We start from the raw sequence: 25619 nt of genomic DNA, 5'->3' as shown, positions 1-25619 counted from the left end.
GGCAGCAGACTGGCTGCTATTTACCCGGGAGCACGCATGAAAATTGATAATTTGCCGTTTGGACTGACGCAATGGGAGCAGGTGGAAGAAACGGTTCATCCCGGCGATCAGGGCCAGGCGATTTGGCGAACCCTACAGTTCAACGATATTCGCGTCAGGATGGTCGATTATTCACCCGGTTATCTCGCCGATCACTGGTGCGTTAAAGGCCACATACTGCTGTGTCTTGCCGGGGAACTGCATACCGAACTGGCCGATGGCCGCCGCTTTGTGCTGACGCCTGGCATCAGTTACCAGGTGGCAGACAACGCAGAACCGCATCGTTCTTCAACGCCGGTTGGCGCGCGACTGTTCATTGTTGATTAACGCTCTGCCAACCGCTGGCGTGCTGCGGTCTGTCGCAAACGAGTCAGGTTGACACTTATAGAGATAAACTGAAACTGCTTTATAAAAATCAGCAAAATTAATGGCTTATTTCATCGGAGTAATCTGTTTCTGACAGGATTATTTCTTATCAGGTTGTATGCTTGAAGCGGTTAAACCCGTTTGCATCCACCTGTTTTGGGGAATCCTGTGCTTATAAAAAAGAAGAAAGTCAGATCGCATACTGAAGATCGCCTGCTGGCACTGGTGCTGGCCACCACCGCGGGCATCCTTAACGCCATGGCGCTGGGCGCGTTCGGTTTTTTTCCGTCGCACATGACCGGTAACACCTCACAGATATCCACCGAAGTCACCACCAGCGACCTGCACACTCTGTTGTTTTTGCTGGCGCTGATTACCGCCTTTGTTATGGGCTGCACCGTTGCCCGACTGGTGGTGATCGTCGGTCAGAAACATCGGCTGCGCACCATTTTCTGTCTGATTATTCTGGCTGAAGGCGTCGCGCTGACGGCAGCATCCATCTTTGAAACCATGTTCTATACCCCGCGCTTTAACGGCGAAGTGCTGGTGATGCTGGGTTTCCTGATGGGGATTCATAACGCTACCTCCACCCAGCTGTCGAACGGTCGCGTCAGATCAACCCATATTACCGGCACCTTAACCGATGCCGGCATTGCGTTGGGATCGTGGTTGTCGTCGCATGTTTCGCACGATGAAAGCGCCGACCGCCGTTTCTTCCAGAAGGTGCTGCATACCCACCTGACCACGGTGTTCTCATTCCTGATCGGTTGTATTGCCGGTCTGCTGTTGTTCAAAACCTATGGCTTCAACGCCATGATCGGTTTAGGGCTATTTCTGATGCTGGTGGCGCTGACCGCAATTGCCATCACCGTGCAGCGTAGCCGCAGAAGCTTCTACTGATCGCGTTTACCGCGGCCCGATGCCAGCACGGCATCGGGCCAGGGCTTAGTGCTGGGTGCGGGTTGGCCGCACCACAATTTCATTCACGTCTACCTCCTCCGGCTGTTCAATCGCGTAGCGTACCGCCCGGCCAATAGCATCCGGCTGCAGCGCGATGGCCCGATACTGCTGCATCGCCTGCGCCGCGGTCGGGTCAGTAATGGTCGCCGCCAGTTCACTTTCAACCACACCAGGGTGCACACAGGTGACCCGAAGCTGACTATTCTCCTGACGTAACCCGTCGGAAATCGCCCGTACCGCAAACTTGGTGGCGCAATAGACCGCCGCAGTCGGTGATACCGCCAGTGCGCCAATCGAGGCGATGTTGATGATATGACCGGATTGCCGGGCCAGCATCGGCGGCAACACGGCGGCAATGCCGTACAGCACCCCTTTGATGTTGACATCGATCATCTGGTCCCACTCTTCGACCCGCAGCGATGCCAGTGGTGAGAGCGGCATAATACCGGCGTTATTGATCATCACATCGACCCGGCCCCATTGCGCCAGCGCAAACCCGACAAAATCGGTCAACTGACCACGCTGGGTGACGTCCAGCGCTTTAACGGCCACCTCAGCGCCATTAAACCGCAGTTCTTCGGCCAGCGCATTCAGCCGCTCTTCGCGCCTGGCACCCAGCAGCAAGGTAGCGCCGGTTTTCGCCAGTTCACGGGCGATGCCCGCGCCAATGCCGCTGGAGGCACCGGTAATTAAGATCACTTTCTGCGTCATAAATCTTCTCCTGTTCTGATATCGCTGGTGATCTTACGATGGCTCGACTATAAAGATAATCCGCCCACTGCTTCATAGACTGGTAACTGTAACTAACCAATGATGGCTGATAAAAATGCGCTGGAAGTGTTTGTCATCGTGGCGCAGACGCGTAATTTTCGTCTGGCGGCCGAGCAGCTGGGGGTTACCCGCCCGGCAATCAGTCAGACGCTGCGGCGACTGGAAGACCTGCTCAACCTGTCACTGATGCAACGCACCACCCGCACCATTCAACTGACCGAGGCGGGGCAACGGCTGTATGCCGAGGTGGCACCGGCGATTAATCAGCTGAACCGGGCCATTAGCGATATCGCTGAGCTGGCCGCTGAGCCGCGCGGGCAGCTGCGGCTGGCGATCTCCTCCATCGCTGAACGGATGCTTGGCGGGGAGCTGCTGGCGAGCTTTATGGCCGCCTATCCGCAGATCGAGCTGGATATCACCGTCACCGATGAAGAGTTTGATATTGTCGATCAGGGTTATGATGCGGGCGTGCGGCTGGGGGAAGTGATCGCCCAGGATATGATTGCGGTGCCGGTCTCCGCCGCGCAGCGTCAGGTTGCCGTGGCCTCACCAGATTACCTCGCGCGACATGGAACGCCGCAGCATCCGCAGCAGCTGATTGAGCATCGCTGTATAGGCTGGCGTAAAGGACCGGGTCTGTCACCGTATCGCTGGGAGTTCGCTGACCAGGGGCGTGAATTCGATGTGGCAGTCAATCCGCAGCTCACCACCAATGACATGGGCGTAATGATTCGCACCGCCTGCGCCGGTGGTGGGATCAGCTTCGGCATGGAAGAGACGTTTCAGCCTTACATTGCGCGTGGAGAGCTGGTGACGTTGCTGGACGCATGGTTGCCGAGCTTTGCGGGATTTTATCTCTACTTTCCCAGCCGCAAAAACCTCGCACCCAAGCTCCGTGCGCTGATCGATCACGTGAAGCTGTAATACCTGACGGTGTCGGCGGCAGGCTCAGGTGGTCATGTTATAGCGGGTAATAATGTTGATTTTTGAGTAAGGGGCGAGTGGCTCCGATGCGGGCAGAAAGCCGTGAAATTCCAGCAGCGTCCTGAAGGCATGTTGAGCATCAAGTTGTAAATTATGCTCGATCAGCGCATCAATTTTGCCTGCCTGCATCAGCGCTCGATTTTCCCGATCCAGATCGTGACCGATAAAGGCGTTAATCGGCCTCTTTTGCTCGTCAAAAGCGCGCAGGATGCCTGGATTACCGCCACCCACCGTGTAGACCGCATCCGTTTCCGGGTGGGCCTGTAAAAATTGCTTAAGCGACTGATACATCAACGGATCGATACCGTATCCTCCTGCCACTACGCTGACCCGATGCTGTGGCGCAAACTGCTGCATCGCCCGTTCAAAACCTTCAATGCGCTCCTGCTCACCGATAAAGTCTTTACTGCCGGTAATCGCCACAATGTGCGACTGCTCCGATCGCAGCCATTTTGTCATTAAGAAGGCGGCGAGTTTGCCGGCATCAAAGTTATCCATACCGATGTAGCGCAGGCGCGCACTGGTCGGCAGATCGCTCATCACCGTCACGACCGGTATCCGCTGCTTAAGCAGGGTGTCGATAGTGGGATTCAGCAACTCAGAGTGGGCCGCTTTGAGAATGATGCCGTGGCTGTGCAGCGCGCTTTTGCTTAACAGCGCGTTGATCTCCCCGGCGGTTAACGTCTCGCTGAAGTGAAAGCGCAGCTGGAGCTTAAAGCTGGCGAAGCTGGCTATCTGACTGCTGAACGCCTCGCGCACCAGTTCCCGAAAGCGATCGGGCGTGTGCATAATGACATCAAAGTAGAGGGTTCTGCCTTTTGCCAGCGCCGTTTTTTGCAGCAGTTCAAGGTCAGCAATCGCCTGACGGATGCGATGCTGCGTTTGAGCATGCACCCGGCCACGCTGATGCAGCGCCCGGTCAATCGTCGCCAGGCTTAAGCCGGACTGGGCAGCAATCTGTTTTAAGGTGAACTTAGCCATACGTCACTCGTGAGACGGGGAAACAGGCTTAGTTTTATCACACTGTTGGCGCTAAACCGCACCGGCTTTGGCTGGCGAAAAATTTTTTATCCGCCAACTGGCAGGTCAGTGAAGGAAACCGGTGGCCGTGAAGAAACAGGCACTGACGATGACGCATCAGACGGTGCCGGTTAACCTCCATCAGTTAACGGATCACATCCGGCGGCGTTGATAAGTTTCATAATATATATATGTTTAACCGTGGGCTTAAAGGCGGGATAAATATATTGCAGCAGTTCCCGCGCCATATCTGGCGATAATATCTTTGCCGTTACCCTGCTAACGAAATAGTACCAGATATTATTCTGAGCCTGTGCGAATAATAACCTTTTCTGCCGCTTCGCTTATATTTCCCTGAACCGGACACTTTTGTTTTTTGTCTTCCAACGGTGTTAAACTGTATATGCATACACCGTCTGGAGGTCGTGTGAAGTACGATGAAGAAAAAGATATTCGCGCGTTGGTTGGCGCAATTGTCAGTGATCTGATTAAGACAGGGCAGCCTGTTCATTTTCATCATATTACTGACGCGCTGTTTCGCCTCAGCGAAGAGACGCGTGATAGCCGGCTGAAAGCGCTGTGCCATGAAGCGATCGGCTTTTTTACCCGCAAAATGCATTAAGGCCAGGGGCGTTGTGAATAAACGCCCGCCTTGCTCAAACCTTTTGCTTTATTTATCAACCTCGGGCAACACGGATTAATCCGTGAACGCTGTATTGTTGTTGTATAGCGGCGCTAAATATTCGCGCTCATCGACGAAGAAATTACGCGTTGCCGCCAGTGCGCTTATTATCCGCGCAATACCGGCCGCTCTGATCGCGCGCGGGTGTTGCAAAAATTTCCTTTGCCAGATAAGACTATTCTTACTTAATCGGTTGCCCGCGGATAAGCTGAATAATATGCGGCATGGATGACAGATAGAGGTAAGGTTCTGGCGGACGTTCCTGTGCTCCGGCTGGAATAACATGTGCCGAAGGCGTTGCGTGGGCTGGTGTAGCAGGGAAAGCGGCGCTTCCGCCTTGAGCTGGCAATGACGGCTGGCAAGTTCCGGGTGGCGACGGGCGTGCTGCGCCCTGGCATTAGCCTGGCGAGCCCGGCAGAAAAGGGAAATGTTTCATTGGCGACCGCAACGCGTTATAAAGATTCTTCGCAGCGGCAAAGCCGGAGCGGGCTGCAGTCAGGCTGTTCACGCTGCGAGACGAGACGACAGTACGCTGCATCACCTGACTGTTAAGCAACAGCGGGTGGATTAACAGAGGTCAGCGCAATTAAGGATATGAGATGATCTTTTCAGATGTTGAAACGCACTATATCAGCAGCAATCAAAACAGTCGGCTGGTGAGATACGATGTTATCAAGACCGATGACGATACTTTCGTGGTGAAAGTGATTGATAATAAAGCACTTAATAACACTCAGCGTGACTATTTTACTGAAATTGCAACCCTGATCATTACCCGCGATGACTTCAACCTGGAAAACAACATCGGCTCAGCTTCGGTGGTCAGAAACCGTATGCCGACCACCTTTAATGGTCATGTGCTGGTGAAATGTCAGCAGCATCGCGATTCACTCGATTAATCACAGCGTCAGCTTTTGCAGGGGCTTGTTGTTCAGAGCCTGGCGGGCTGGCAAGGGTTGAGCAAGGCGGGTGAGGGGATAAGGCATTGTCGTCTGACGCTTCCTGCGCAACCGGCATGTGATTGCGCAGGAAGCCGGCATCAGACTCCGGCGTCGTCCGGCGTGCGGCCAACAACGATTTCCAGCGTTTTGCGTAACACATCCAGCTTAACTACGTCTGAGGTACTCTCCAGTTCCGCAATCAGATAGAGGATGATGGCTTTATTGGTCACGCGACCCTGGTCAGCCACGATATTTCTGATGATACCGCCCAGTAATTCGGTTTCTGGAGCAAGCTGATCGCCTGCGCTGCGAAAATAGTCAATGAGAGTTGAATCTGAAGATGAGTGTTGCATGATTTTTCTTTCTCTGCGGAAAATTTGTTAGATGCATCGACTGAAGTCAGAAAGCAGTGTAGTCGCTGTTACGGGTTTGCCCAGTGCGATCCGCAAAGTTTTTTCTGATGACCTTCAGCGCCTGGTGGACAGGTAAATTATGGCCACAGCTTCCGCAAAAAACGGATCGTTTAGTGTTTTTTTGAACCTTCAGGCGGGCCATCATTATTTAAACGGTGTGAAGCATTTTCGCGTTCGGGAAGCCCGCCACTGGCGCGCTTACGTGCCGCAACCATGCCATTACGCACTTCGGTAATCGCTTTGCGGATCGTCTTCACCTTTGTTTCCTCGTCCGTCTCAGCGGCCATCAGCTCCAGCTGATTGATCAGGGCATTGCTCGATACCGGTTTGTCTGACTTAAGTAATGTCAGTACGGCTTCGCCGATCATGACATCTGTCAGTTTCTCATCATCACTTCTGTACATACTGGCTTCTCTGATTTACGAATTATTGGCCACGTTGCGGCTCCTGATGTAGAAACAGGCGCCATTGACGGGGCGCCTGAAACGGGACAGCAACACTGGGCTTCGTTAATGCGAAAAATAGTCCGATCAGAATTGCTGTGAGCTGAGGCGTAATGCACCTTCATCAACGCCGGGTATCAGTATTACTCTTCCCGACGGAAAAGCAGCCCGATCAGTTCATGCAGATGACTCTCTTCCTCTGGCGTAGAAGCAAGTTCCAGACGGCGCAGCAGTTTGCTGCAAATAGCTTTACGACTCAGATTATGACCTGCGCGCAGAATTTCAACCACAATCTCACCCAGCGTCTCCTGCTGTGACGGCTGGCTGGCTTGATTGAAGTAACGGGCAATGTCGCTGATGGCTTCCGGTGCATGTCCGTTCTGACGCATAGTGTTGTCCTCAGATGGTTAAAATGTATCGCGCTCTGGATGCGCAAGTTATACATCTTTCAAAAACTTGTACAGAATTTTGAATTCCCGGAACAATTTTTTTTGTGCAAAAAATGCTATGCGTTATTAATCAGCATGTTACGAAGAGTTTACTGCGGGGTTAAAACGGTGTTTTGCTGGCTTTTTCAGCGCTAAACGAATCCGGCCTGTACAACACCTGCACAGGCCGACAGTGGGGAAGACCGGTCAGGTCAACCTTTAAACACAATATCATCAGCAGAATCAGTGCTCATTTTGTCAGCGTTCAGCGGCTTTGATAACCAGCCTGCCTGCTCAGTGTTACGTGCGCCAATCGTTTTGAAACCCATTAACCATTGTCGTACCTGATGCAGCTGTTCCAGACGGTTTTCATCCACTTCTGAAGCAGACATCGAAAGCAACTCACCAATCAGCAATTCTACATTAACCTCCTGACTGGCTTCAATCAGGTTCATTGCTGCTTCGCCAATGATGAAATTCGCTTTTTCGTCGCTGGAAAAATACAAATTATCCTCCCTGGTTTTATTGCGGTAAGTAACATTCACTGTAGCAAAAAAATTCGTCAAATTTAATTTATCCTGACTATCAATTTGTCTCTTTTGATAGCCATTAGTCACCGATCTCTCCCTGACAACCCGGCTGACCGTGCATTTCACTTCTTTTATCGCCTGGCCTATATCGTTTGATTCGACAGTAAAGCGGGCTTTTCAGGACGGTTCTGATCCGGTGCTGACCACCCGGCGCACAACCTCATTGATTCAGCGTTGCCGATCAGCGGGCAAAGCACATGCCTAAATAATCCAGTCTAATCAATCAATAACCACGCTTGTTGACATAACTTCGCATTACGACGCTGACGTTGAAGAAACTTCACAAATGGAGCCTGTCGTAAAGGTATAGCCTGTGCTATAAAAAATAGCACAGGCTAATTGTGTTTCAATTTTAATCATCTCTGGAGATCGTGCGATGGCCCCGATAAAAAAAAGCGTAACGCTCGTTTTCAGCCTGTTGCTGAGCGCGGTGATATCCACCAGCAGCTATGCAGCAGAAAAATTTAAGGTCGTGACCACCTTTACCGTGATTGCTGATATGGCAAAAAACGTGGCGGGCGATGCGGCAGAGGTGAGCTCAATTACCAAACCGGGTGCCGAAATTCATGAATATCAGCCGACGCCGGGAGACATTAAACGTGCGCAGGGCGCGCAACTGATTATGTCGAACGGGCTGAACCTTGAACGCTGGTTTCAGCGCTTCTATCAGCATCTTGAAGGCGTACCGGAAGTGGTAGTATCGCAGGGCGTCGAACCGATTGGCATTGGCGAAGGGCCATATAACGGCAAGCCCAATCCTCACGCCTGGATGTCCCCGGATAATGCGCTGATATATGTCGATAATATCCGGGATGCGCTGGTGAAGTACGATCCCGCTAACGCTGAAACCTACCGTCAGAATGCCGCCGCCTATAAGCAAAAGATCACGTCGGCGCTGGCGCCGCTGCGCCAGCAGGTGGCCGCAATCCCTGAAAATCAACGCTGGATGGTGACCAGTGAAGGTGCGTTCTCCTATCTGGCGCGCGATCTCGGTATGAAAGAGCTTTACCTCTGGCCGATCAACGCCGATCAGCAAGGTACACCGCAGCAGGTGAGAAAGGTGATCGATCAGGTGAAGCAGCATGCCATTCCGGCGGTATTCAGCGAAAGTACCGTCTCTGACAAACCTGCCCGGCAGGTGGCGCGCGAAACCGGTGCCTGGTATGGCGGCGTGTTATATGTCGACTCATTAAGTCAGGCGCAGGGGCCGGTGCCAACCTACCTTGACCTGCTGCGGGTTACCACCGCGACGCTGGTCGACGGTATTAATCACGGGAGGAGCGCGCCATGAGCGACACTATCGTGGTTTCCGGGGTCAGCGTCACCTACCGAAACGGCCATACGGCGCTGCGTGATGCCAGCTTCAGCATCCCCGGCGGCTCCATTGCCGCCCTGGTCGGCGTTAACGGATCGGGCAAATCGACCCTGTTTAAGGCGCTGATGGGCTTTGTCCGGCTCTCCGCCGGGACGATTTCAGTGCTGGGTATGCCGACCCGTCAGGCGCTGCGCCAGAGCCTGGTGGCTTATGTTCCCCAGTCTGAAGAGGTTGACTGGTCTTTTCCGGTGCTGGTGGAGGATGTGGTGATGATGGGCCGCTACGGCCACATGGGCCTGTTGCGGCGGCCTAAACGCCACGACCGCGATATTGTCGATGAGGCGCTGGCGCGGGTCGATATGCTGGCGTATCGCCAGCGACAGATCGGCGAACTTTCCGGCGGACAGAAGAAACGGGTTTTCCTCGCACGGGCGATTGCCCAGCAGGGCAGCGTGATCCTGCTGGATGAGCCGTTCACCGGCGTTGACGTCCAGACCGAGGCGAAAATCATTGCCCTGCTCGATGAGTTGCGTGACGAAGGTAAAACCATGCTGGTCTCAACCCATAATCTGGGATCGGTGACGGAATTCTGCGACTACACCGTGATGGTCAAAGGCACCATCCTCGCCAGCGGTCCGACCCGCACCACCTTTACCACAGCCAACCTTGAGCGGGCGTTTAGCGGGGTGCTGCGTCACGTGGCGGTCAACGGGCTGGACGATCAGATCATTACCGATGATGAGCGTCCGTTTATCGCGCCGCGCGCCTCGCTTCACGACGGGAAGTGACCATGAATCTGTTACTGGAGCCGTTCGGATACCACTACATGCTCAACGCGATGTGGGTCTCCGCCATGGTTGGCGGACTGTGCGCGTTTCTCTCCTGCTACCTGATGCTCAAAGGCTGGTCGCTGATTGGGGATGCGCTGTCGCACTCGATTGTGCCCGGCGTAGCGGGCGCTTATATGCTTGGGCTGCCGTTTGCACTGGGTGCGTTTCTGTCGGGCGGACTGGCGGCCGGCAGTATGCTGCTGCTTAATCAGCGCACCCGTTTAAAAGAAGATGCGATCATCGGTCTGATTTTCTCCTCGTTCTTTGGCCTTGGCCTGTTCATGGTGTCGCTGAATCCCACCTCGGTGAACATTCAGACTATCGTGCTGGGCAATATCCTGGCGATTGCACCGGCCGATATCCTGCAACTGGCGCTGATCGGCGGCGTGTCGATCATCATTCTGCTGTTTAAGTGGAAGGATTTAATGGTGACCTTTTTCGATGAGAATCATGCGCGCGCTATCGGTCTGCGGCCCGAGCGATTAAAGATCCTGTTCTTTACTCTGCTGGCGGTTTCGACCGTGGCGGCACTGCAAACCGTCGGGGCGTTTCTGGTGATCTGTCTGGTGGTGACGCCCGGCGCTACGGCATGGTTGCTCACCGATCGCTTTCCGCGCCTGCTGATGATTGCGGTGGCGATTGGCAGCATAACCAGCTTCCTCGGTGCCTGGGCGAGTTATTATCTCGACGGTGCAACCGGCGGGATTATTGTGGTGGCGCAGACGCTGTTATTCCTGCTGGCGTTTGTCTTCGCCCCGAAGCATGGCCTGCTGGCGAGTCGGCGTCGCGCCCGCAACCCTGCCGATGAGGAGCCTGCCTGATGTGGATGTTTGAACCTTTCCAGTTCGCTTTTATGCAGAGCGCGCTGCTGATCGCGCTGGTCGTGGCGATCCCCTGCGCCTTGCTGTCGGTCTTTCTGGTGCTGAAAGGCTGGGCACTAATGGGCGATGCGATGAGCCATGCGGTGTTTCCCGGCATCGTGCTGGCCTGGATGCTGGGCATTCCGCTGGCTATTGGAGCCTTTGTGGCCGGGCTGTTTTGTGCTGTGGCCAGCGGATTTCTGCAGGACAACAGCCGGATTAAACAGGACACCGTGCTGGGGATTGTCTTCTCAGGCATGTTCGCAGTCGGCTTGATTCTTTACATCGCGGTGAAGCCTGAAGTGCATCTCGACCATATTCTGTTCGGCGATATGCTCGGCATCACCCGCGCCGACATCATCCAGACGCTGATTATCGCCGCACTGATTGTCGCGGTGATTGCGCTGAAGTGGCGCGATCTGATGCTGTTCAGCTTCGATCCGCAGCAGGCACAGGTATGTGGCCTGCCGGCCCGGCTGATGCATTACGGCCTGCTGTGTATGGTGTCGTTAACCATTGTGGCGACCCTGAAAGCGGTGGGTATTATCCTGTCGATCTCGCTGCTGATCGCGCCGGGTGCGATTGCGGTTCTGCTGACAACCCGCTTTTCCCACGCGCTGCTGATTGCGGTGCTGGTGTCAGTACTGGTGTCACTCAGCGGCGTCTATCTCTCTTTCTTTCTCGACAGCGCACCGGCGCCGACTATCGTGGTGCTGTTTGCATTGGTGTTCATCGTCGCGATGATCGTCTCTGGTCAGAAGACACGGCGGCTGGAGCGCCAGCAACGGCCGGTTGCATAACCGAGCGCTGCGCTATCGCTGCTTACTCACCGCGATAGCGCACTGCCTCAATCAGATGAGCAAACGCGCGGGTATGCTGTTTGCGGCTGGGATAGTAGAGGTAATAGCCGGGAAACGGTTCACACCAGTCGGCCAGGACCTGCACCAGACGCCCCGTAGCAATGTGCTCAGCAACACTGTCCTGCGGCACATAGCAGATGCCCATGCCACAGAGCGCCGCATCAATGCGCGCCGCCAGAGTATTTAAGATCAGCTGACCTTCGACCCTGACCCGAATCTCCTTTTTGTCGCGCATAAACTCCCAGTTATAGAGTCCCCCGCGCGTCGGTAAGCGCAGATTGATGCAGTTGTGTTTTTGCAGATCGTAAGGGGTGGCAGGCACGCCATACTGTTCGAAGTAGTCGGGCGAGGCGACCACGCACATATTCCAGTCCGGCCCAATGCGTACTGCGATCATATCTTTTTCGACCTGCTCACCCAGCCGCACACCCGCATCGAAGCGGCCACTGACAATATCGGTCAGGGTATTATCAACCGAAAACTCGATATTCACTGCGGGATAGCGCTGCAGAAACGGCTTAGTCAGCGGCCACAGCGTCGACATCAGTGCATGTTCACCGGCCGTAATGCGGATGTTGCCCGCGATCTCTCCCTGAGTATCGGTGACGCTGACCAGCTCGGACTCAATCTCGTTGAATAACGGCGCGATATTTTTGATCAGGCGCTCGCCTGCGTCAGTCGGCGCAACGCTGCGAGTGGTTCGGGTCAGTAATCGCAGGTTAAGACGCTCCTCCAGTCCACGGATCGCGTGGCTAAGCGCCGATTGCGATACGCCCAGTTTCGCTGCGGCGCGGGTAAAGCTGCGCTCCTGAGCCACCACCACCAGATACATCAGGTCGTTAAAATTCTCTCTCAGCATATTTTTCTGGCTCATTAAACCTGCCGGTACTGGCTCTGCAGGTCGTTGACATCATTTTGCGCACCCCGGCTGCAGGTGCGGACTTTAAGTTCAGGGCGCAACAGCATAGTGCATCTTCCCCGGCGGCATTGATGAATTCTGTGCATTACGCTTGTGAAGGTGATTAATAAAACCCGACGTTAAAGAATCTATCTGTATCAAACAGATAGCCTGGCGATAAGGCCAGTTCAGTGCTTAACAGTGGATCGGTCTGGCAGGATAAGAGTGGGCTTTTTGCCCGCTGCGCTGCCGGATCGTAAAAAAGCTGCTAAAACTAAAGACGTGCATACGCGCGCAAAGCTTAGGGTTATCCGGATTCTCCCCGATTTATATCCCGTCCGAAACAGACTAATAAAAAAATTACACTTTTAGCCCCCAACAATGGGAAGCAGACAATGTCAGAAAAAATTTCGCTAACAATGCAGGTCAATGGCCAGCCATACCCGATGGAGATCGATCCCCGGGTCACCTTACTTGATGCATTACGTGAGCACCTCAACCTGACCGGCACTAAAAAAGGCTGCGATCAGGGACAGTGTGGGGCCTGCACGGTACTGGTTAACGGTCAGCGGGTGCTGAGTTGTCTGACGCTGGCCGCTCAGGCTGACGGCGCTGAGGTGACCAGCATTGAAGGGCTGCAATCTGCCAGCGGTGAATTACATCCGGTGCAGCGTTGCTTTGTTGAAAACGATGCCTTCCAGTGCGGCTACTGTACGCCAGGCCAAATCATGTCGGCCGTCGCCTGCATTAAAGAGGGCCATGCCGGATCGGACGATGAAATCCGCGAATACATGAGCGGCAACCTGTGCCGCTGCGGTGCCTATCCGCACATTGTCGATGCCATTAAACAGGCGGCGGCTGAAATGGCGAAGGAGTCCGCATGAATCCCTTTCACTGGAAAGTCGCACAGTCAGCCAGCGAAGCCGCAGCGTTAAAGCAGCAGTCAGGCAGTCAGATTCTGGCGGGCGGTACCACTCAACTCGATTTGATGAAATGCGGCGTGTTTAACCCGCCGCAGCTGATTGGCATTAACGGCCTGTCTGAACTTCGCAGCCTGAGTTTTGACAATGATAAAATCAGTGCTGGCGCGCTGATCACCATGAGCCAGCTGGCTGATCATCCCGACTGTCAGCAACATGCGCCCGCTATCTACGGCAGCTTATGGCAGGCCGCGTCGCCGCAAATCCGCAATATGGCCACGCTGGGCGGCAATTTACGTCAGCGCACCCGCTGTGCTTATTATCGCGATCCGGCGACCTTTTCGGCCTGCAATAAACGCAATCCCGGCTCCGGCTGTGCCGCACGGCAGGGTGTCAACAGTAATCACGCCATTCTGGGTGCCAGCGACAGCTGCATTGCGGTCTATCCGGGTGACCTTGCGGTCGCGCTGGTGGCGTTTGATGCGGTGGTGATAGTGCAGAACCCGCAGGGCGAAACTCGCCGGATCGCCATTGATGATTTCTTCCTGCTGCCGGGAGAGACGCCGGATCAGGAACACGATCTGCGCGATGACGAGATCATCGTGGCGATTGAAGTGCCACAAACCGCTTCCCTGCAACGCTCTCACTATCTCAAAGTGCGCGATCGCAGTTCTTACGAGTTTGCCGCCGCCAGCGCAGCCGCTGGTTTCACGCTGGAGAATGGCGTGATGCGTCAGGTGCATATTGCGCTGGGCGGCGTTGCCACCAAACCCTGGCGCGCCACGCGGGTTGAGCAGGCGTTAGAGGGACAGCCGTTCAACGAAGAGACGGTATTCCAGGCTGCGGAGCTGATCAATCAGGAAACCCAGGCGCTGGAGCATAACGCGTATAAAGTGAAGCTGGCCCCGCGCGTAATAGCGCGTGCGCTAATGGCAGCAGGAGAGATCGCATGAGTGAAGTAAACCACGACGCACGCCAGGCTAAACACATCCCTGAAGCCACCGCTGGCGACACGGCGACGGCCGAAGCTGGCAGCCCGATTGAAGGATTGGGCGCGGCCCGATCGCGGGGCGACGGCCGGGTTAAGGTGATCGGTGAAGCACGTTATGCCATCGAACATCAGCCGGAAAATCCGCTGTACGGCGTCGTGCTCCAGTCAACCGTCGCCAGTGGCCGCATTTCCCGCCTGTCAGCCGAAAAAGCCCTGCAGGCTGACGGTGTGCTGGCAGTCTATACCCATCTGAATCCGTTAAAGATTAACAAGCCGACCGCGATTGCTGACGGCGGCGCAGCGCAGTCCACTTACACCCCGATTCAGGACGATGTGATCATTCATAACGGCCAGAACATTGGCATCGTGATCGCTGAAACCTTCGAGCAGGCCACCTGGGCAGCCTCGCTGGTTGAGATCGAGTATGAGACCACGCCGGCGCGGGTGTTTGCCACCGACGAGGGCGTCGAGGCTAAACCGATGTCGGCGCAGGATATTGATCTGGGCGATGCGGCGACCGCAATGCACAGTGCCGAGGTGCGTATCAACCAGCGTTATACCACCCCGCGTGAATACAACATGCCGATGGAGCCACATGCCTGCATCGCGCACTGGCACGAAGGTCAGATCACGGTCTGGGAACCCAGCCAGTGGGTGGCGGGCGCGCAGGTTGAAATCGCCGAATGGCTGGGGATTGAGACCGAAAAAGTACGGATTATTTCACCCTATGTCGGCGGGGGTTTTGGGTCCAAACCGGTGCCTTACACTCACGTTGCCTTAGCCAGCGTCGCGTCGCGCGCCCTGAACCGTCCGGTGAAAGTCTCACTGACCCGGCCGCAGACCTTTACCGGTCTGGGTGGACGTCCGGCGACCTCGCAGCAGCTGGAGCTGGGCGCTTCACGTAACGGTAAAATTGAGGCGATTATTCAGCGCAGCTTCAGCGAAACCTCGCTGATTGATTTATTTGCTGAGAACTGCAGCAAAGTGACCGCCCGGATGTACGCCGTCAGCAACGTGTCGGCACAGCATCAGGTCCGACTGATTAACACCGTCACGCCAGGCTGGATGCGGGCGCCGGGCGAGAATCCCAGTGCGTTTGGCCTTGAAGTGGCGATGGATGAGCTGGCCTATGCGCTGGACATCGATCCGCTGGAACTGCGTCTGCGCAACTGGGCAGATAAAGATTATCAGCTCGATCTGCCGTGGAGTACGCGTCGGCTGAAAGAGGCGTACCATAAAGGGGCAGAAGCGTTTGGCTGGGATAAGCGCATTATGACGCCGCGTTCCATGCGTGAAGGCCGTGAGCTGATAGGCTGGGGCATGGCCTCCGGCACTTATCCGGTCAACCGACTGCCGGCCGAAGCGAAAATCATCCTGACGCCGCAGGGCCGCTTTGTGGTGCAGTGCGCCGGCGCAGATATCGGAACCGGCACTTACACTATTCTGGCGCAGACGGCCGCGGATCATCTCGGCGTCGGTTCGGAAACCATTGAGGTAGAGCTGGGCGATACAGCGTTGCCGCGCGCAGGCGTGGCAGGCGGATCGCAGCTGGCCGGTAACCTGACGGCGGCGGTGAACGATACCGCGAAGAAAATGCGTGAACGGTTGCTGGCTCTGGCCAGTGAGCTGCCCGCGTCGCCGCTCAGCGGCCTGCCGGTGTCGCAGTTTACCCTGAAGGATGGCGCAATTCAGCACAGCGGTGGATCGGGCCTCTCGCTCGCCCAACTGGCGACGCTGGCACCTGCCGATAGCCTGAGCGTGAAAGGCGGGACCTTCCCGGACGACATGCCGCAAAGCGAACGCGACAAAATCGTGCGTAACCTTAACGACATGAGCCGGCCAGAGGCGTTTTCCGCCCACAGCTGGAGCGCACAGTTTGTTGAGGTGCGGGTCGATGAAGATTTCGGCACCATCCGGGTGAAACGCATGGTGGCGGCACTCGACAGCGGTCGGCTCTACAACCCTAAACTGGCGCGCAGCCAGTGGATCGGCGGGATGATCATGGGCGTCGGTCAGGCACTGATGGAAGAGGGGATTGTCGATCCTCGCAACGGTCGGGTGATTAACAATAACCTGGCGGACTATCTGGTGCCGGTTAACGGCGATATTCCCAGCATCACCACCATCAATGTCGGTGAACCCGACTTTGAGGCGACCACCATGGGCGGTAAAGCGGTCGGTGAGCTGGGCATCGTTGGCGTGGCGGCGGCGATCAGTAATGCAGTCTTCCATGCCACCGGCAAGCGGGTACGTGACCTGCCGATCACCCTCGACAAAATCATCTGATTACGGCGGATGCCGGGCCGGCTGCAATTGATGCCGCCGGCGTTGAGATCAGGTTTACGGGCGCAGGGCCAATCCTGCGCCCGTTTTTATCGCCAGCGGGAGAGGCTGTTTTGAAGATAGCGATTGTGATGATGGCGGCGGGCTTCAGCCGCCGTTTTCGTCAGCAGAGCGGTGAACACAAATTGCTGGCTCAACTGAATGGCAAGCCGCTGTTACAGCATACCCTGCAACAGGCGGCGGCCAGCGGTCTGGATCTGTTTGTGGTAACCCGTCCGGAGCAGGCAGCGATTCGGGCGTTGATCGATCCGGCGACGGCGGTGCTGTGCGACAGCCACGGGTTGGGTGATTCCATTGCCGCCGGTGTTGCTGCCAGCAGCGAATACGACGGCTGGCTGATCGCACTCGGTGATATGCCGTTGATCACCGCCGACAGCTATCGGGCCGTCAGCGCAGCGCTGGCCGATGCGGCGGTGGTCAGACCCTGGGTCGACGGCATACCGGGCCATCCGGTCGGCTTTCAGCGGCACTATTACCCGCTGTTAACCGGCTTACAGGGTGATGTGGGCGCGCAGGCAATAGTCAAACGTGACGCGGTTCGCTTGCCCCTTAGCGATCGCGGCTGTGTTTATGACATTGACCTGCCGGGCGATTTGCAGGCGATAAAGGAATTTTCATGATTACGCTGGACCAACGGGTGATTAATGCGGCGTTAAGCAGCTGCGAGGCGGGACAATCCGTCTGGCTGTGTACGGTATTGCGAACTTACGGCTCGTCGCCGCGCGCGCCCGGGACGCTGATGACGGTCAATCAGGCGGGCGCATACTGCGGTTCGCTGTCAGGTGGCTGCATCGAAGAGGATTTTTTAGCCCAGCTGGCGACCGGCGCTTACCGTGCCAGCAGTCAGCAGGTGCGTTATGGCGAAGGCGGCATGCGTCCGAATGTCAGTCTGCCGTGCGGCGGCAGTCTGGAGATTATGATTGAATATTTGCCGCCCGATACCGCCAGTCTGGATTTGCTGATCGCGATGCAGCGGGCGCTGAGCGGCCAGCAGCCGATGGTGAAGCTGATCCGGCCCGGTGAGCGCGCGCAGTGGGAAGCGATGGCGGCGGATCGGCGATTACCCGCTCTCAGCGTCAGCGACCAGCTGGTACGGTTACCGGTCGGCGCGATCCCGGAACTGCTGGTGGCCGGCTACTCCAGCGTGGCGTTTGAATGCATCCGGCTGGGCCAGATGCTGGGATTTCATGTGCGGGTTTGCGAGCATCGTCCCGGGATGCTCGATGAACTGGAGCGCCACTTCGGCGCAGCCGATAACGTTACGCTGGTGCGCCAGCATCCGGCGCGCTGGCTGGAGCTGAACGGGGCGCATGCGGCCGTGGCGATTGTGGCGCTGACCCACGATCCACGCATTGATGACCTGACGATGATGGAAGCGATCGCCACGCCTGCCTTTTATATCGGCATTATGGGATCGGTGAAGAACAGCGAAAAGCGCCGGGCGCGGCTGCAGCAGATTGCGGGGATGGATCGCAGCGAGCTGGACCGCATCCATGCCCCGATTGGCCTGCCGATTGGCAGTAAAACCCCGGCGGAGATCGCGCTATCGGTGATGGCTGATATCGTCAGGGTGAAGAACCTCGGGCGATCGCTCCCGGCTGCCTGACGGCGGGGCGTTGACCGGCGCCAGCCGATAGAGGTAGCTGCCGGACAACGGAATCGGCAGAAACTTCTGGAATATCTGCCTGAGCGTCTGCTGCGGATCAACATCGTGAAACAGCTCAGGATAGAGCGTGGTGGCAAAAAACTCGGTTGCTACCACGTGCCATGGGCTGAGATAGAAGTTGTGCCACAGCGCACCGCTATGCCCGTCACGCAGCGCCCGCAGCTGCTTCAGGCCGTTTTGCTGTTGGGTCAGCCTCAGCAGGCTTTCGCGGGTCTGGGCCGCTGAGACGGCCGGGCCCAGCGTTAACCTATCCGGTTCATCAGCGTTACCGATACCGGTCGCGAAGTAGTAATCCGGCTGGGCGGCAATCACCTGCTCCTCACTCAGCCGTCCGAACACCCCTTTAACCTGCTGGCTGGCAATGTTCTCGCCGCCTGCAAAGCGCAGCAGTTCGCCAAGGTTGCCGTTTACCGAGGTGACGCAGCACTCGCTGCGCCGTCCGAGATGCAACTGCAGCAGCACGGTCGGTTTCGGCCCGTGATAGCGTGCCAGCCGGTTCGCTATTCGCTGCATGTGGCTGCGATAAAAACGATTGAAGTCGGCTGCCCGCTGCGGCTGATTGAACACTTCGCCCAGCAGCGTCATGCTGCGCTCACTGTTTTTCAGCAGATGAACCCGCAAATCAACCTTCAGCACCGGAATCTTTGCTGCTTTCAGCATCGTTTCCAGCTGCAGCCCGGCATCGCTGTTGCGTGCCAGCTGCGGCAGGATCACCAGATCGGGCTTCAGCGCGATCACCTGTTCCGGATTAATGTCATTTACCCCCTCCTGACCGAGAGCCGGAATCGTCAGCATCTGCGGAAACTGGCGGGCAAAAATCTGCCAGGTCTGCGGATCGTACTTCTTCAGATCCTGCGGCCAGCCGACAATCTGCTGGAGCGGATTTCCGGGCGTCAGCAGCGCGATGCTATACAACATCCGGCTCTCGCCCAGCACAATCCGCTGTGGCCGATCCGGCACGCTGACCGTTTGTCCGGTGATATCGGTCAGGGTGCGCGCCCCGGCTGGCGAACTGGCGCAGACCAGGCCGATCAGTAACAGGCTGTTACGCAGCAGACGGGCGAGCGGATTAAAATTCAACACTGGCTTGTACCATCAGATTACGGGTTTCGCCTTCGCGGACGCGCAGGTTGCCGCCGCTTGAACTGTAATAGTGTTTATCGAACAGGTTATTCAGATTGAGCCGCAGCTGCGTTTTCTGCCCGAACAGACGATGATTCCAGGCGACAAAGCTGTCGGCCACCACATAATCCGGCAGGGTGAAACTGTTATCCGGATCGCCAGCACGGCTGCCTACATAGCGCGCACCGCCGCCAAGCCGGAAGGTGCCGGGCAGGTTACTGAACTGCAACTCATGGCTCAGATAAAGCGCCCCGGCATGGCGTGGCGCATTTTGCAGCCGGTTACCGTTGTTATCCGGATTGACCCGATCCTCAATGATTTCGGCCTGGTCATAGCTGTAATTAGCACTGAGATCCCAGCCGGGTGCGACTTCACCATTCAGCTCAAATTCAGCGCCGCTGGAGCGGGCTTTATCAATCGCGCGGGTCGTGCCGTTAATGCTGAGCGACATCGATTTTTCATCAATGCGATACAGTGCGACAGAGGCAAACAGCTTCGGTGAGACTTGCCATTTGCTGCCGATCTCCCAGCTGGTGCCCTGTTCGGGTTTGCCAACGTTGCCATCGTCGTCCACGTCGGTGGATGGGGTGAAGGATTTACTCACGCTGGTGTAGAACGATAACGCGGGCGTGAGTTTATAGATGATCCCGGCCTGGGGCAGAAACTTGTTACCCTCATCGTTAAGCGTTTCAACCTGCGGATCAAAGCCTTTAGAGGCGCGTTGCTCATAGTGCTGATAGCGGCCTCCAAACACAACGGTCCATTCTGGTGACAGTGTCACGCTATCTTTGGCGTAGATCGAACGGCTATGAATGCGGTTCAGGTTGTTGGCGTTAGCACTGTTTTCTGTGCTGCTGTCAGTCAGCGGTGACAACTGGTCATATTCAGGCTGGAAGAAATTGAAGTTAGTGGTCGCCTTGCCCTGATACTGATGGGCGCGATAAGTCTGGTTCATCTCATAGTCGGTGCCGACCACCAGCGCGTGCGACAGTCCGGCGATTTCCGGGTTGCCCAGCAGATCCCAGCTCAGGTATTTGGTCTTGTGGTTGAAGCCTCGATTGGCATCGGCCCGACGGGTCACCGCACCGGTGGTGGTATTGACCGCCGTCACCCGGACTTCATTGTTGTCATAGCGCCGCTGGTTCCAGCCGAGGGTAAAACGGGTGCGCCACTCATCATTAAACTGCCATTCGTAGTGCGCATTAAGGGTTTTGTTGTGCCCCCAGGCGTGGTTAGCGGTGTCATCCAGACGATCCTTATAACCGATGTCGATCGGCTTGCCGTCAATAAACGCAGTGCCGCGATCGTAAGGAATGTCATAGCGGTAATCGGCATAGCTGATTAAAAAACTCGCCTGATCGCCGTACCACTGTAAAGACGGAGCCAGCAGAGTATGTTGCTCACTGCCAAAGTTGCGCCAGTAATCCTGATTCTGCTTCTCAGCGATCAGTCGAAACGCAAAGCCATTACCCAGTGGGCCGGTTACGTCCAGCGTACCTGCGCCGCCACCCTCGCTGGCATAACGGCCACTGACTTTGGTGTGCCAGCTATATTGCGGTTTCTTGCTGACCACATTGATCACCCCGCCGGGATTCTGAATACCGTACAGCAGCGAGGCTGAGCCTTTCAGCACCTCAACACGCTCGGTGGTGGCATCGAAATTGAGTCCCTGACTGCTGCGGATGCCATCACGATAGATCGAACCATCGGCATTGCTGCCAAATCCGCGCCGGACAAAACCATCTTCGGTGCCGGCCAGCGTATTCGCTTCCGTTACGCCACTGACAAAGCGCATCGCATCCGCCAGCGAACTGGCCTGATAATCCTCCAGCTGCTGCCGGGTAACCGTGCTGATTGATTGCGCCTCATCCAGTCGCGCGGTGGGCATTTTGCTGGCCACGCTACTCTGGCTGCTGGTGTAACCCGTTTCCGGGTTGTCGTCGGCGGTTACGGTCATATCCGGCGTGCCGGCAACGGTTGCAGCCTGTGCCTGCATCACGAACAGTGCGCTGCAGATCGCCATCGACAGCGCCGAATGGCGTGCCGGAGTTTTACTTTTATCTGAACGGTTGGTCATTTTTTCTTTTCATGTCTGAAGCGAGTCATGCTTTACGGTTCAGCACAGCGCGGGCTGCTGCTGTCCGCCCTGGCGGTATTCTGCAAAACGCAGAGAATAAACAGTGATCGGACGGCGATAGCGACGCGGATCAGAAGGGCAATCTGCGGCGACGACAATACTTCTCATCTGTAATTGAGAATCATTCAACCATTGCCGATTGTAGTAGTAAACATAAATAATGATGAAAACACTACATTTTCAGTTGCCGCATTTTGCCGGTTTAATGAATCAGGGTTTTCACTATAAAGTATTGAAATATGTGTTGTAATATAAATTACCCTAGCTTGATTAGCGGTTAATTCCCCAGCATTATCAGGTGAATTACAGCATGGTTAGGCTTGCTCACTACAGCGTTCAGGTTAAAATCAACGCTTTTCAGGGTGGGTAAACCTTCTTGTCCGACCCAAAACTCAGCCAGCAGGTATGAAAATGAAACAGGCCAGGACCGGCAAAAATCGGGTCGATATTTTCGGGGAACGTCTGCGTTCGCGGGAAAAGCAGCTGTCGCCCCGGCTGCTGGCGGTGGCTCGCTATATCGATCAACAGCGGGAAACGGTGCTGGAAAGCACCGCGATGGAGATAGCACTGGCTAATCAGACCTCCGATGCAACGGTGATCCGGGCAGTTCAGGCGCTGGGTTTTAGCGGCCTGCGCGATCTGAAACAGACGCTGCAGGCGTGGTTTGGTCCGTCGCTGACCTCCGAAGAAAAGATGATCACCACCGTCAGTGAGGTGACCAGCGACGTTAACAGCGCGATTGATTTTGTACTGGAGGGGCACCGGCGCGCCTGTGAGGTGATGTCGCAGCCGCAGAACCGTGTCGCCGTCGCCGATGCGGTGGCGCTGCTGGGGGAGGCGCGTCAGGTGGCGATTTTTGGCATCAACGCCTCCGGAATTCTGGCGGATTACAGCGTCCGCCTGTTAAATCGTATCGGGCTGCCGGCGTTTTCCCTTAATCGCGCCAGTATTGCGCTGGCCGAACAGATGCTGGCACTTCAGCGCGGTGACGTGCTGGTGATGATGGCGCAACAATCGGCGCACCGCGAAGGCACTACCGTGGTCCGCGAGGCAAAACGGCTGGGAATTCCGATTATTTTGCTGACTCATGCCACCGAGTCGTTTTTTGCCCGCGAAGCCGATGTGGTGATTAACGTTCCGCGCGGCGGTGAAAACGGCCGGATTCCGCTGCACGGCACCATTATGGTCTGTCTGGAAATGCTGATTCTTTCGGTGGCGTCCACGCTACCTCAGCGCACGGTCAAAACCATGAAACGGCTGCAGGATCTCTATCGCGGCCTGAAACCTGCCGGTAAAAAATAGTCCCTGCAGTGCCCGGCGGTCATCATCTCTGCCGGGCGAGACACCGCAGCTGACCAAATTTTCCCGCTTTGAGATCCCGATCGCGGCTTTTCTGCTGCCATTTTCTGCTGCCGACTACGCTTACTTTGCTTTGCGAGATTGAGCCTCTTTTTTGCTTCTTTTAATCCCTGTTACCTTGTGCGGAGCCGAAGATGAAATCCTTTCACGCGCGACACCTGCTCTCCAGTGCAGCGATAACCACCCTGAGTCTGCTGTCGCCGCTGCCGGCAGCGGCCTGGAGTCAACTCACCGTGTTTGGCGATAGCCTGAGCGACGGTGGCAATGTGGGCCGCTTCACCTACGACGCGGCGTCCCATCCGTTATATGACGAGATACTGGCGCAACAGCTGAATCAAACCCTGCTGCCGTCTTCTCAGGGCGGCAGTAACTATGCCGCCGGAGGTGCGGTGGCGGTGCCGGCGCTTAATCCGCAGTACAACAGTCAGGATCAGCTAGACCGTTATCTGGCCGCCAGTGGCGGTCGCGCTGACGGCAATGGTCTCTATATTCACTGGATCGGCGGTAACGATCTGGCTGCTGCCGCAGCCGATCCGCTGAATGCGGTGCAGGTGATTGATCACAGTGCCCGCTCTGCGGCCGACCAGGTCAGCCGGCTGCTGGCGGCCGGGGCGGGTACCGTGGTGGTGCCGACGGTGCCAAACGTCGGGGCGACGCCGGCATTACTGCAGGCCATTCTGCAACCGCTTGGCCCGGTAGCAGAACCGGCTATGGCGGCGCTGTTCCAGTCGTTAAGCAGCGTCACAACTCCCGATCGGGCGGCGCGCGAGCAGGCTATTGAGGCGGCATTCCGCCAGGCTGCGGATCAGATCCCGGCCATTCCACTGGTGCGTGAGGCTATCGCCCGCCAGCTGTTTGCCGCCTGGCAACTATTAAGCGACACCGCGGCGACGCTGACCGACCGTTATAACCAGCTCGAAGAGCAGGGGCTGGTGGCAACCGGCGGCAATATCGCGCGGGTCGATATCAACCGGTTGTTCAATGAGGTGATCGACAATCCCGTTCAGTACGGCATCAGCAACAGCGCAGGCATGGCCTGTCCGCCTGGCGTCTCGGCAATGGATTGCACCTCGGCCACGCCGGGTTTCTCTCAGGCGCAGCAGTATCTGTTTGCGGATCGTCTGCATCCCAGCCCGGCGGTGCATGCCCTGATCGCTGACTATATTCAGTCGGTGCTGGATGCGCCGTTACAGGTGGCGGCGCTGAGTCAGTCACCGCTGATGCTGGTGAAGGATGCGCGTAGTACCCTGGAAGGACATTTACAGCAGCAGCGCCAGCAGCCTGCGGAGGCCGGACAGTTTACCGTGTTTGGTGGCTATGCCGGTCTGTCACGGAATTTTCGTGGCGACAGTTATCAGGATGGCGATGCCACCACCGCCAATGGCGCGGTCGGCATCGGTTATCAGCTAAACGACAGCTGGCAGGCCGGGGCGATGTTTTCAGCGACGTCGCAGCGTCAGGAGCCTTCGTCGCGTTACGACTACCGGCTGCGTGGCAATCTGGTGGCGCTGTGGAGTCAGCTGCGGCTGTTTGATCAGGGCTGGATTAACGCCGATCTGCATTATGCCGATCTCGATTTCGATGATATTGAGCGTCAGGTCAGGCTGGGTCCGGCCACCCGGACTGAACAGGGCAGTACCGACGGTAAGCTGCTGGGAATGCGAATTGAAACTGGCTGGGATCTGCCGCTCGGCCAGTATGTTTCTACCGGTCCGGTTGCCAGCTATGCGCTGGATTATAGCCGGGTCTCAGGCTATCAGGAGCAGGGCAATCGCAGCAGCGCCATGCGCTTTGGCGATCAGACGCTGCACTCGCAGGTCGGGTCTGTCGGCTGGCGCATCGACAGCAGGCAGCTGTTGATCAATCCGTGGGCGCAGATCAGTTACAACCATCAGTTTGGCGACAGTGACTCAGCGGTGACGGCCGGGCTGAAATCGACCCGCACGGCGTTTACCCGCACCAGCGAAACAGGCGATGACAACTGGCTGGATATGGCGGTCGGGGCCAGCGTGCCGCTTGGCACTGCGGTAACCGCATTTGCTGGCGTCTCTGCGGTGGCGGGCAACAGCGAATATCATCAGGTGAGCTGGAACGTCGGGCTCAATGCGCGCTTCTGATCGGCGGCGATCGCACTGCAGGGAAGCGGTGTGATAACGTAGCGAGACGGTCGCATTGATGAAGCAGGAGAGGATGATGAAGGTCAGACGGGCTTCACCTGAAGAGGCATTAATCTTGTGGGATATCAGAAACCAGGCGATTCGCCACGGCTGCCAGACGGCGTATGCGCCCGAGGTAATTGCAGCCTGGACGCCGGACCGGATGCCCGCCAGCTTTCCGGCGATGATCCGCGAAAATCCTTTCCTGGTGATCGACGGCCCTGACGGCCAGCCGGTGGCGACCGGCTCGCTGGATCTGGCGGCCGGCAGCATTGAAGCCATTTTCACCCTGCCTGGCTTCACCGGGCAGGGGCTGGCGGGCGAGATTATTGAGACCATCAAAGCAGAAGCACAGCGCCGTGGCTACCGGCGCCTGACGCTCTCATCTACCCCTAACGCCGCCAGCTTTTACCTGCAACATGGCTTCGAGTTGCTGGGAGAAAGTGTTTATCCTTCAAAGCTGGCCGGCAGTGGATTGCGCTGTATGGATATGGCCATTGACCTGTCAGCGCCGTCTGACTGAGT

At 56.5% G+C, this 25619-nt stretch carries 26 protein-coding genes; 17 read left to right on the top strand and 9 right to left on the bottom strand.

All coding sequences use genetic code 11. The features are described from left to right. Positions 1-36: 36 nt before the first annotated feature. Together FHW04_RS04000 and FHW04_RS03995 are read left to right on the top strand one after the other, a co-directional pair. The gene (locus FHW04_RS04000) at positions 37-366 is read left to right on the top strand and encodes a DHCW motif cupin fold protein (RefSeq protein WP_031375945.1); all 330 of its coding nucleotides are present in this window, start codon (positions 37-39) and stop codon (positions 364-366) included. Between the two features lie 207 nt (positions 367-573). Then, positions 574-1305 carry a YoaK family protein gene (locus tag FHW04_RS03995; RefSeq protein ID WP_089562256.1) on the top strand — a complete coding sequence of 244 codons (732 nt, stop codon included), beginning with the start codon at positions 574-576 and terminating at the stop codon, positions 1303-1305. A 45-nt stretch (positions 1306-1350) separates the two neighbouring features. Here the strand turns inward: FHW04_RS03995 and FHW04_RS03990 are convergent, their stop codons facing one another. After that, positions 1351-2076, bottom strand: coding sequence for an SDR family oxidoreductase (locus FHW04_RS03990; protein ID WP_089562257.1), 726 nt, complete (start codon positions 2074-2076; stop codon positions 1351-1353). Between the two features lie 99 nt (positions 2077-2175). Between FHW04_RS03990 and FHW04_RS03985 the strand changes: the two genes are divergently transcribed. Continuing rightward, positions 2176-3060, top strand: a complete 885-nt coding sequence (locus tag FHW04_RS03985) for a LysR family transcriptional regulator (protein WP_089562258.1) — start codon at positions 2176-2178, stop codon at positions 3058-3060. A gap of 24 nt (positions 3061-3084) precedes the next feature. Here the strand turns inward: FHW04_RS03985 and FHW04_RS03980 are convergent, their stop codons facing one another. After that, a complete protein-coding gene (locus tag FHW04_RS03980) occupies positions 3085-4101 on the bottom strand; it encodes a substrate-binding domain-containing protein (RefSeq protein ID WP_031375948.1) in 1017 nt (338 codons plus the stop codon). 466 nt (positions 4102-4567) lie between these two features. On the opposite strand from FHW04_RS03980, the gene FHW04_RS03975 reads away from it, so the two are divergent. Together FHW04_RS03975 and FHW04_RS03970 are read left to right on the top strand one after the other, a co-directional pair. Further along, entirely contained in the window at positions 4568-4762 is a 195-nt protein-coding gene (locus FHW04_RS03975) for a hypothetical protein (RefSeq protein WP_031375949.1), read from the top strand. A gap of 659 nt (positions 4763-5421) precedes the next feature. Next, positions 5422-5721: a hypothetical protein gene (locus FHW04_RS03970; protein WP_031375950.1), complete on the top strand. Its 300-nt coding sequence runs from the start codon at positions 5422-5424 to the stop codon at positions 5719-5721. Between the two features lie 140 nt (positions 5722-5861). Here FHW04_RS03970 and FHW04_RS03965 read toward each other — a convergent pair whose 3' ends face one another. From FHW04_RS03965 to FHW04_RS03950, 4 genes are all read right to left on the bottom strand, one after another. Beyond that, entirely contained in the window at positions 5862-6116 is a 255-nt protein-coding gene (locus FHW04_RS03965; protein ID WP_046289544.1) for a biofilm/acid-resistance regulator YmgB/AriR, read from the bottom strand. Positions 6117-6286: 170 nt separating this feature from the next. Next, positions 6287-6544, bottom strand: coding sequence for a hypothetical protein (locus tag FHW04_RS03960; protein WP_371316820.1), 258 nt, complete (start codon positions 6542-6544; stop codon positions 6287-6289). Between the two features lie 218 nt (positions 6545-6762). Beyond that, positions 6763-7008, bottom strand: a complete 246-nt coding sequence (gene ycgZ, locus FHW04_RS03955; RefSeq protein ID WP_031375952.1) for a regulatory protein YcgZ — start codon at positions 7006-7008, stop codon at positions 6763-6765. 251 nt (positions 7009-7259) lie between these two features. Next, a complete protein-coding gene (locus FHW04_RS03950) occupies positions 7260-7664 on the bottom strand; it encodes a hypothetical protein (RefSeq protein WP_240493219.1) in 405 nt (134 codons plus the stop codon). Between the two features lie 349 nt (positions 7665-8013). Between FHW04_RS03950 and FHW04_RS03945 the strand changes: the two genes are divergently transcribed. From FHW04_RS03945 to FHW04_RS03930, 4 genes are read left to right on the top strand one after another with little or no spacing between them, the layout of a single operon-like run. Next, positions 8014-8928, top strand: coding sequence for a metal ABC transporter substrate-binding protein (locus FHW04_RS03945; RefSeq protein ID WP_031375954.1), 915 nt, complete (start codon positions 8014-8016; stop codon positions 8926-8928). Further along, on the top strand, positions 8925-9740 hold the full coding sequence (locus tag FHW04_RS03940) for a manganese/iron ABC transporter ATP-binding protein (protein ID WP_031375955.1): 816 nt from the start codon (positions 8925-8927) through the stop codon (positions 9738-9740). Before FHW04_RS03945 ends, FHW04_RS03940 begins: the two co-directional genes overlap by 4 nt. 2 nt (positions 9741-9742) lie before the next feature. Beyond that, positions 9743-10603, top strand: coding sequence for an iron/manganese ABC transporter permease subunit SitC (sitC, locus tag FHW04_RS03935; RefSeq protein ID WP_089562259.1), 861 nt, complete (start codon positions 9743-9745; stop codon positions 10601-10603). Then, complete coding sequence (locus FHW04_RS03930; RefSeq protein ID WP_089562260.1) at positions 10603-11442, top strand: metal ABC transporter permease; 840 nt, start codon at positions 10603-10605, stop codon at positions 11440-11442. The genes sitC and FHW04_RS03930 overlap by 1 nt, the downstream gene beginning before the upstream one ends. A gap of 22 nt (positions 11443-11464) precedes the next feature. On the opposite strand, the gene FHW04_RS03925 is transcribed toward FHW04_RS03930, so the two are convergent. Further along, positions 11465-12361 carry a LysR family transcriptional regulator gene (locus FHW04_RS03925; protein WP_031375958.1) on the bottom strand — a complete coding sequence of 299 codons (897 nt, stop codon included), beginning with the start codon at positions 12359-12361 and terminating at the stop codon, positions 11465-11467. A gap of 458 nt (positions 12362-12819) precedes the next feature. On the opposite strand from FHW04_RS03925, the gene FHW04_RS03920 reads away from it, so the two are divergent. The 5 genes from FHW04_RS03920 to FHW04_RS03900 all read left to right on the top strand — a co-directional run bounded on the left by FHW04_RS03920 (position 12820) and on the right by FHW04_RS03900 (position 18260). After that, a complete protein-coding gene (locus FHW04_RS03920) occupies positions 12820-13284 on the top strand; it encodes a (2Fe-2S)-binding protein (protein ID WP_201306432.1) in 465 nt (154 codons plus the stop codon). Next, positions 13281-14273, top strand: coding sequence for an FAD binding domain-containing protein (locus FHW04_RS03915; protein ID WP_031375960.1), 993 nt, complete (start codon positions 13281-13283; stop codon positions 14271-14273). Before FHW04_RS03920 ends, FHW04_RS03915 begins: the two co-directional genes overlap by 4 nt. Then, positions 14270-16597 (top strand): xanthine dehydrogenase family protein molybdopterin-binding subunit, encoded by a 2328-nt coding sequence (locus FHW04_RS03910; protein WP_089562261.1) that lies wholly within the window; start codon positions 14270-14272, stop codon positions 16595-16597. The genes FHW04_RS03915 and FHW04_RS03910 overlap by 4 nt, the downstream gene beginning before the upstream one ends. 110 nt (positions 16598-16707) lie before the next feature. Next, on the top strand, positions 16708-17274 hold the full coding sequence (locus FHW04_RS03905) for a nucleotidyltransferase family protein (protein ID WP_084227921.1): 567 nt from the start codon (positions 16708-16710) through the stop codon (positions 17272-17274). Then, positions 17271-18260, top strand: a complete 990-nt coding sequence (locus FHW04_RS03900) for an XdhC family protein (RefSeq protein ID WP_089562262.1) — start codon at positions 17271-17273, stop codon at positions 18258-18260. Before FHW04_RS03905 ends, FHW04_RS03900 begins: the two co-directional genes overlap by 4 nt. On the opposite strand, the gene FHW04_RS03895 is transcribed toward FHW04_RS03900, so the two are convergent. Together FHW04_RS03895 and FHW04_RS03890 are read right to left on the bottom strand one after the other, a co-directional pair. Then, positions 18198-19403, bottom strand: a complete 1206-nt coding sequence (locus FHW04_RS03895) for an ABC transporter substrate-binding protein (protein WP_089562263.1) — start codon at positions 19401-19403, stop codon at positions 18198-18200. The genes FHW04_RS03900 and FHW04_RS03895 overlap by 63 nt on opposite strands. Next, complete coding sequence (locus tag FHW04_RS03890) at positions 19390-21519, bottom strand: TonB-dependent siderophore receptor (protein ID WP_089562264.1); 2130 nt, start codon at positions 21517-21519, stop codon at positions 19390-19392. Before FHW04_RS03890 ends, FHW04_RS03895 begins: the two co-directional genes overlap by 14 nt. A gap of 471 nt (positions 21520-21990) precedes the next feature. Here FHW04_RS03890 and FHW04_RS03885 point away from each other — a divergent pair, with 471 nt between their 5' ends. The 3 genes from FHW04_RS03885 (at position 21991) to FHW04_RS03875 (ending at position 25617) form a co-directional block, all read left to right on the top strand. Continuing rightward, on the top strand, positions 21991-22881 hold the full coding sequence (locus FHW04_RS03885) for a MurR/RpiR family transcriptional regulator (RefSeq protein WP_031375964.1): 891 nt from the start codon (positions 21991-21993) through the stop codon (positions 22879-22881). A 191-nt stretch (positions 22882-23072) separates the two neighbouring features. Then, positions 23073-25055, top strand: a complete 1983-nt coding sequence (locus tag FHW04_RS03880; RefSeq protein WP_031375965.1) for an autotransporter domain-containing esterase — start codon at positions 23073-23075, stop codon at positions 25053-25055. Between the two features lie 76 nt (positions 25056-25131). Continuing rightward, positions 25132-25617, top strand: a complete 486-nt coding sequence (locus FHW04_RS03875) for a GNAT family N-acetyltransferase (protein WP_089562265.1) — start codon at positions 25132-25134, stop codon at positions 25615-25617. Positions 25618-25619: the final 2 nt, after the last annotated feature.

Origin of the sequence: Pantoea sp. AN62, assembly GCF_050432985.1 — a bacterium.
GTDB lineage: Bacteria > Pseudomonadota > Gammaproteobacteria > Enterobacterales > Enterobacteriaceae > Pantoea > Pantoea brenneri.
This window is presented reverse-complemented; position numbering and strand designations above follow the sequence as displayed.